General features: G+C 37.9%; 10 protein-coding genes. 8 read left to right on the top strand and 2 right to left on the bottom strand.

What is annotated here, in order from left to right:
• Both AC220I_RS16495 and AC220I_RS16490 read left to right on the top strand, forming a co-directional pair.
• The coding region (locus AC220I_RS16495) for a recombinase zinc beta ribbon domain-containing protein (protein WP_486724958.1) at positions 1–891 on the top strand (891 nt) is incomplete at its 5' end.
• Positions 892–1,019: 128 nt separating this feature from the next.
• The gene (locus tag AC220I_RS16490) at positions 1,020–1,412 is read left to right on the top strand and encodes a resolvase (RefSeq protein ID WP_486724957.1); all 393 of its coding nucleotides are present in this window, start codon (positions 1,020–1,022) and stop codon (positions 1,410–1,412) included.
• A gap of 31 nt (positions 1,413–1,443) precedes the next feature.
• Here the strand turns inward: AC220I_RS16490 and AC220I_RS16485 are convergent, their stop codons facing one another.
• Positions 1,444–2,112 (bottom strand): Crp/Fnr family transcriptional regulator, encoded by a 669-nt coding sequence (locus AC220I_RS16485; RefSeq protein ID WP_486724956.1) that lies wholly within the window; start codon positions 2,110–2,112, stop codon positions 1,444–1,446.
• A gap of 90 nt (positions 2,113–2,202) precedes the next feature.
• Here AC220I_RS16485 and AC220I_RS16480 point away from each other — a divergent pair, with 90 nt between their 5' ends.
• From AC220I_RS16480 to AC220I_RS16465, 4 genes are read left to right on the top strand one after another with little or no spacing between them, the layout of a single operon-like run.
• Positions 2,203–2,685 carry a permease gene (locus tag AC220I_RS16480; protein WP_486724955.1) on the top strand — a complete coding sequence of 161 codons (483 nt, stop codon included), beginning with the start codon at positions 2,203–2,205 and terminating at the stop codon, positions 2,683–2,685.
• Positions 2,682–3,419, top strand: a complete 738-nt coding sequence (locus tag AC220I_RS16475; protein WP_486724954.1) for a permease — start codon at positions 2,682–2,684, stop codon at positions 3,417–3,419. Before AC220I_RS16480 ends, AC220I_RS16475 begins: the two co-directional genes overlap by 4 nt.
• A 1-nt stretch (position 3,420) precedes the next feature.
• Complete coding sequence (locus tag AC220I_RS16470) at positions 3,421–4,053, top strand: 4Fe-4S binding protein (protein WP_486724953.1); 633 nt, start codon at positions 3,421–3,423, stop codon at positions 4,051–4,053.
• Positions 4,050–4,295, top strand: coding sequence for a hypothetical protein (locus AC220I_RS16465; protein ID WP_486724952.1), 246 nt, complete (start codon positions 4,050–4,052; stop codon positions 4,293–4,295). The genes AC220I_RS16470 and AC220I_RS16465 overlap by 4 nt, the downstream gene beginning before the upstream one ends.
• A gap of 8 nt (positions 4,296–4,303) precedes the next feature.
• Here AC220I_RS16465 and AC220I_RS16460 read toward each other — a convergent pair whose 3' ends face one another.
• Positions 4,304–4,966 carry a Crp/Fnr family transcriptional regulator gene (locus AC220I_RS16460; RefSeq protein WP_486724951.1) on the bottom strand — a complete coding sequence of 221 codons (663 nt, stop codon included), beginning with the start codon at positions 4,964–4,966 and terminating at the stop codon, positions 4,304–4,306.
• A 91-nt stretch (positions 4,967–5,057) separates the two neighbouring features.
• Here AC220I_RS16460 and AC220I_RS16455 point away from each other — a divergent pair, with 91 nt between their 5' ends.
• Entirely contained in the window at positions 5,058–5,372 is a 315-nt protein-coding gene (locus AC220I_RS16455; protein WP_486724950.1) for a cupin domain-containing protein, read from the top strand.
• A 21-nt stretch (positions 5,373–5,393) separates the two neighbouring features.
• On the top strand, positions 5,394–6,375 hold a 982-nt coding region (hcp, locus tag AC220I_RS16450), incomplete at its 3' end, for a hydroxylamine reductase (RefSeq protein WP_486724949.1).

Here is a 6,375-nt window from a genome sequence, read left to right as displayed (position 1 = left end):
TGCGGAGATGCCTGCATGCAGAAAACCTATACCATCGACTTCCTCACGAAGAAGAAGGTCAAGAACCAAGGGTATGCGCCACAGTACTATATCGAAGACAACCATGAGGCGATTATCCCAAAAGAGTTGTTTCACCAAGTACAGGTTGAAAAAGCCAGAAGAGCAAGTCTCAATAAAGCCGCAGTAACAAGAAAGGCAAATAAGGCCAAGAAAGAAAAGAGCAAATACAGCTCAAAGTATGTTCTGACTGAACTCCTTACTTGCGGAGAATGCGGACACTCATACAGAAGGCAGACATGGTCCAAATACGGTCAAAAGTCAGCGGTATGGCGCTGTGAGGACAGACTTAAACAAGGGACAAGTTCCAAATGCCATCACTCGCCAACTCTTAAAGAAGAGCAACTGCACGATGCAATCATGAAGGCGATTAATAAAGTGGTCGAAAATAACGGCGATTTTATCGGAACCTTTAGAGAGAATGTGATCCGAGTCATCGGTAACTATAGCACCAAAGGGGTTACAACTGAATACGATGACCAGATCGATGCCCTGCAAAAACAGATGCTGACGCTCATCGAAGATAACGCACGACAAGGCGCTGTCAGCGAAGAGTTTGATGAAGCATACAGAAAGTTATCCGAGCAGATAAACGAGCTAAAACAGACGAAAATACAGCTTGTAAGGGCACAGAAGCAAGCAGAGAACTATGCTGAAAGAATAGATGAACTGGACAAGGCAATCAAGACCGTAAACCCAGAGGTAAGAGAGTTTGATCAAGAACTGGTGAAAAGGTTAATCTACAGCATCAAGGTGAATAAGGGCATGAAAATAACCATACAGTTTCACTCCGGGATTGTAATGACTGAGAGTGTTGACTACTACGAAGACTAATAAATAGGGATATCAGATAAGGAATAATGGCCGTGGCTGTATATGTAGCTGCGGTTTTTCTGTTTGGATGAGCTAAGGTTGTGAAACTAAACAGCTGTCCAAACAACACTAAGAATGGAGAAATGACGATGACGAGAGATGAATTATATCAACTGATGGAAGACGGTAACCTTGGATATGCCTGTGTTTTTAAGAGAGAAGATCAAGGAACGCATACCGATTACATGTTCAAAATGACAGCAGAAAACATTGCCAATTTCATTGGGAAGAATGCTTATACAGCGGATAAGATCATCATGACGGATATGTGTGACAACTTGATTTGTGAGTCTGTATTTGGTGGATTTCTTAAGAATTGCCCGGATCAGAATTTGTGCCGAGAGATTATTCCACACCTTGCTCCAATACAGATGGGAGAAGCAGAACCTAAAGACATAGCGGTAGCAACCAGAGAAGACATGGAGCAGCTCTGGGCTGAAGAAGAAGAGGTTGTTATGCAGGCGGAGTTTAAAATGCTCTAAGGTTCTATCGCTACAGATAATATGTTCAAATTTATAAAAGTATACTCTGAACAAGTATAGAAATACTGGACTTATCATATTCAACAAGTCCTTCATTCTTCATCTTCTGTAATTCCCGTGACAGCGAAGTGCGTTGCACCCCAATACGATCAGCAAGTTCTTTTTTTGTTAAGCGAAGTTGAAGCGTCTGACTCTTCTGTATTTTATATTCGCTTTTTAAATAAGCGATGATACTTTCGCGAATAGAACGATTCACATAATGTTTAAGTTTGTCACCCAGTAATAGTGAATGATCGGAAATATATTCTAAGTAAACTTTTAAGAAATCTTTATTTGTTGCACAAAAATCAAAAACGAGATTCTTGGCGATGCTGAGCAACATTACCTCTGTTTTAGCAGTTACCATCATTGGATAGCAAGGATTCTTAGAAAATAATAAATTGCCCCCAAGAATATCGTCGGGGGAAAACTCGGTAATCCTCATCAAATTTCCGGCATCATCAATCCGTTCTATGACAACTTGTCCATTCAAAATAACGTCAATTGAACTACAGCAATCACCATCAAAATGTATGATTTCGCCTTGTGAATATTTGTTTACTTGAATATGCTTATTGGCATTAAGGTTCTGTTCCCAATAACTTTCGGGTATAGTCTTCAAAAGTGAAAAATCGTTAAAAATGTTTGTTGGCAAATTCATTAAATATCCTTTCTGGAGTTACCGAGGTAACGCCACTCTTTTTGACTATAGTATATACTTTGTCTAAAAGAATGGGAAGGAGATTTTCAAATGGATGTATTTACACTGTCATTTTGGGGCATTTCAATTGCTTTAACTGGTCTATCACTAGTCAAAAGCAAGAAGAAGACCTTTGAAGCAATGAAAAAATCAAAAGGTATGATGGGAAATATGCTTGGAGAAATAATCGCAATTATTTTCATTATTGGAATTGTATTGACCTTTATACCACCCGAGTCTATAAAAAGTGTTTTAGGTTCAGAAAATACAACACTGGCGACTCTTGTAGCAGCAGTTGCTGGAAGCGTAACCTTAATACCTGCTTTTGTTGCTTTTCCACTGGTAGGATCATTTGTGGATGTAGGAGCGAGTATTGTTCCTGCAGTTGCTTTCTTAACGACACTCACAATGGTGGGAATAGTGACTTTTCCACTTGAAAAGAAAGAATTTGGATTTAAATTCGCATTGATCCGAAATGTACTTAGTTTTGTCATGGCACTTATCATTGCTGCGGCTATGGGGGTGTTGCTATGACTGTAAAAACGATGATTAAGAAAAACAAGTTGCTAATAATTGTTGCAGTAATTTATCTAATTCTATTTGCCTTGATGCCGGATAAAGCTACAACAGCCATTAAAAATAGTATTTACTATTTGATAGAAATGTTTGAAGTGTTACCTGTTATTTTTTTACTAACGGTGGTCATTGAGGCACTTGTTCCAAAAGAATGGATTATCAAACACTTTGGTGAAAAATCTGGACTTTTAGGTAATCTATTGTCTCTTGTATTAGGGAGTATATCAGCAGGTCCGATTTATGCAGCCTTTCCTATCAGTAAAATGTTAATGACTAAAGGTGCAAGTGTAGCTAATATCGTCATTATCTTAAGCTCATGGGCGGTTATAAAAGTACCAATGCTGGCAAATGAGGCAAAATTTCTAGGCGTTACTTTCATGAGTATTCGTTGGGTTTTGACTGTAGCTGCAATTCTCATCATGGCATGGCTCATGGGTAAAATGATAAGTAAAAAAGAAATGGTTAATGTTGTAACAGATCACTCAAAACCGAAAGTCGCTGTTAACCAAGATTATTGTGTTGGATGTGGCATCTGTGTAAAAATGATGCCTGAGGTTTATGAGCTTATTGATCAAAAGGCTTATGCCCGCTTAGAAAATGTGAATTCGGGTAATATGACAATAATTCTTAAAACCGTGAGTAAATGTCCAACTCAAGCGATTACCATTAATGCGAGTGGGGGTGCATCATAAAATGAAAAAATACAGGAAGTTAATTCAATTGGCATTCTTATTAATTTTCTTTTTCATTATTGCAAAAGGAAATATGTTCATATGGTTGGGTTTGTTCCTAATCAGTTTGATGGGAGCTACAATTTTTGGGAGATTCTATTGTGGTTACATTTGTCCAATGAATACAGCTATGGGGGCAACGGAGAAACTTTCTAAAAAATTAAATTGGCGAACAAAGTCAGTTCCTAAAGTGCTTCAAAGCAAATACCTACCTTGGAGTGTGTTGTTAATGATGGTTGCTACGATGGTTTTATCAAAAAAAGTATTCCATCAAGAGGTACCAATTTTAGTTTTATTGATGGCAGTATCTATCTTAGTAACGTTGAGATATGAAGAGTGGGTTTTCCACAATCATATTTGCCCATATGGCGCATTACTAAGTTTAACGGGTCGGTGGGCTAAATTTTCAACAAAAGTTGAATCAGACCTGTGTATTGGTTGTAAAAAATGTGAAACCGTTTGTCCATCTAAAGCCATAAGTGTGGATCGCTTAACTAAGGTAGCGCAAATTGATCCGTCAACCTGTCACCAATGTCAAGCGTGCACTATGGTGTGTCCTAAAAATGCGATTCATTACACTGGGAGGCTGAAATGAAAATTACACCCGAAATTAAAGCAATTCAAAATGCTTATATGCAAGCTAGAAGTGAAATTAATCGGCCTGAAATGAGCCGGCTTAAGGCAGAAGCAATGGCACTAATGAATCAGGGGAGTTCAGAAAAGACACCAGAAGCAACTCAAAACAGAGAAGCGTTGAAAACTTCCAAAATCACTCAAAATGAAGATGGTGATCAATTGATTATTTCATCAAAGGTAGGAGAAAACACCTCAAAATAGTAGCTGAATCAAAATAGCTCCGGTTTTAAAAGCGTGATCATTTGCCCAGAAGTATGAATGAGATGATCATCGGCCATGTTTTTTAGTTCCCGGGAAACAGAGGGTCTGGCAACACCGATGATATCGGCAATCGCTGATTTCGAGTGCTGAAGTTTGAAGGTTTGCAAGCCACTGATTTTGAACTCGTTTGACAAGTAGAGCATTAGCCTTGAGCGAACGTCCTTGTATTGAAGCATTTGTAGTTTTTCTTTAAAACTTAGAACCCTTGATGATAAAAAGGTTATAAAGTTATCATTGAATATTGGATTAGCTTTTAATAGACTGCGAACTTGTTCAAAAGGCAGATAAAGTACCTTGCTGTTTTTCATAGTCATTAAAGTAAATGGATACTTTGGCTCTTTTGAACTATAGAGAGCAGTTCCGAAAGCATCATTGGCGTTAAACATCTTAACGGTTAGAAGTTCACCGGTAGGTGTGAGTTGTTGTATGGCTAAAACGCCAGAAAGAACAAATCCGATAGAGCTGCACGGCTCACCTTCCTGTACAATGAGTGTTCCTTTTTTATAGTTGCCTATAATACAGTGATCAAAATCTATTAACTCCAAAAGTGTATTTAAGTCCAAGTCTTTAAATAGCGGGTTATTTAACAAAAAATTTACATCTAGAAGCATATGACCTCCTGAAAAAGTGTAACAGCTGTTACAGTTTTGATATACCAAATAAAGTATACTATAACCAATGATTAAAGGAAAGGTGATTAAAATGATTGAACAAGTATATAAAATTACAATGGGAAATGATCGCTTAGTGGAAAAAGTAATTCAGGACGAGAATGTCCATTACATTCACATGATATTTAATCAGAATGAGGGACTACCTGAACACTTTTCAAACTCTACCGTTTACATGACCGTTTTAAGGGGTAAATTGTCAATTGGGTTAGGTGAACAGGAAGTTTGTCTATATGAGGCAGGCACAGTTCTTAAAATACCTTTTAACATCAAAATGAATGTTAAAAATTTAGATGCTGAAGTGTTAGAACTCATTGTGGTGAAAGCACCGGCCCCTCAAAATTAGAACAAAATAAGGAGGATTATCATGAGCATGTTCTGTTACCAATGTCAAGAAACTGCAAAAAATACCGGCTGTACAGTCAAAGGTGTTTGCGGAAAAAACGAAGAAGTTGCAAAGCTTCAAGATCTTCTCATTTACGCATGTAAGGGTGTTTCTGAAGTGGTCACAAAAGGGAAATTAGATGTGAACGCACTAAGTGAAGTCAATCATGAAGTACTTAAGAGTCTTTTTATTACCATTACAAACGCGAATTTTGACGAAGCGGCTATTGAAAAGCAAATTCAAAACATGATTCGTTTAAGAGATGAACTTAAACTAAAAACTTCTGGTGTTCAACTAGGTGATGCAGGCCTATTCACAGTTACAGATAGAGCTTCAATGCTTGAAAAAGCATCTGTGGTTGGTGTGCTTGCGACTGAAAACGAAGACGTTAGATCACTCAGAGAACTTATCATTTATGGACTTAAAGGTATGGCAGCTTATACTCATCATGCCCTCAATATTGGGAAAGAAAATGTAGAAATCAACGCATTCATTTATGAAGCACTTGCTGCAACTTTAGATAATTCATTGACAGCAGATCAACTGGTGGCATTAACCCTTAAAACTGGCCAGTTTGGTGTTTCGGCTATGGCACTTCTCGATGAAGCCAATACATCAAAATACGGTAATCCTGAAATTACAAGCGTCAACATCGGCGTAAGAAAGAATCCTGCAATCTTGATTTCTGGTCATGATCTTACAGATCTTGAGCAATTATTAGAGCAGACTCAAGGAACAGGCGTTGACGTTTATACCCATAGTGAAATGTTACCAGCTCATTACTATCCGTTCTTTAAAAAATATGATAACTTTGCCGGTAACTACGGTGGCTCATGGTGGCGTCAAGTAGATGAGTTTGGACCATTTAATGGACCAATTTTATTTACAACGAACTGTATTGTACCACCAAGAACTGATGAAATTAGAAATAGAATTTTCACATCAGGTGCTTCTGGCTTCCCAG

The sequence above is a fragment of the Fusibacter sp. genome (assembly GCF_057447755.1).
Note: the sequence above shows the minus strand (reverse complement) of the source record. Positions and strands in the feature narration are given on the sequence as shown.

Coding starts and splice junctions, on each gene's coding strand:
- AC220I_RS16490 (WP_486724957.1), top strand. CDS start 1,020: ATGACGAGAGATGAATTATATCAACTGATGGAAGACGGTAACCTTGGA.
- AC220I_RS16485 (WP_486724956.1), bottom strand. CDS start 2,112: ATGAATTTGCCAACAAACATTTTTAACGATTTTTCACTTTTGAAGACT.
- AC220I_RS16480 (WP_486724955.1), top strand. CDS start 2,203: ATGGATGTATTTACACTGTCATTTTGGGGCATTTCAATTGCTTTAACT.
- AC220I_RS16475 (WP_486724954.1), top strand. CDS start 2,682: ATGACTGTAAAAACGATGATTAAGAAAAACAAGTTGCTAATAATTGTT.
- AC220I_RS16470 (WP_486724953.1), top strand. CDS start 3,421: ATGAAAAAATACAGGAAGTTAATTCAATTGGCATTCTTATTAATTTTC.
- AC220I_RS16465 (WP_486724952.1), top strand. CDS start 4,050: ATGAAAATTACACCCGAAATTAAAGCAATTCAAAATGCTTATATGCAA.
- AC220I_RS16460 (WP_486724951.1), bottom strand. CDS start 4,966: ATGCTTCTAGATGTAAATTTTTTGTTAAATAACCCGCTATTTAAAGAC.
- AC220I_RS16455 (WP_486724950.1), top strand. CDS start 5,058: ATGATTGAACAAGTATATAAAATTACAATGGGAAATGATCGCTTAGTG.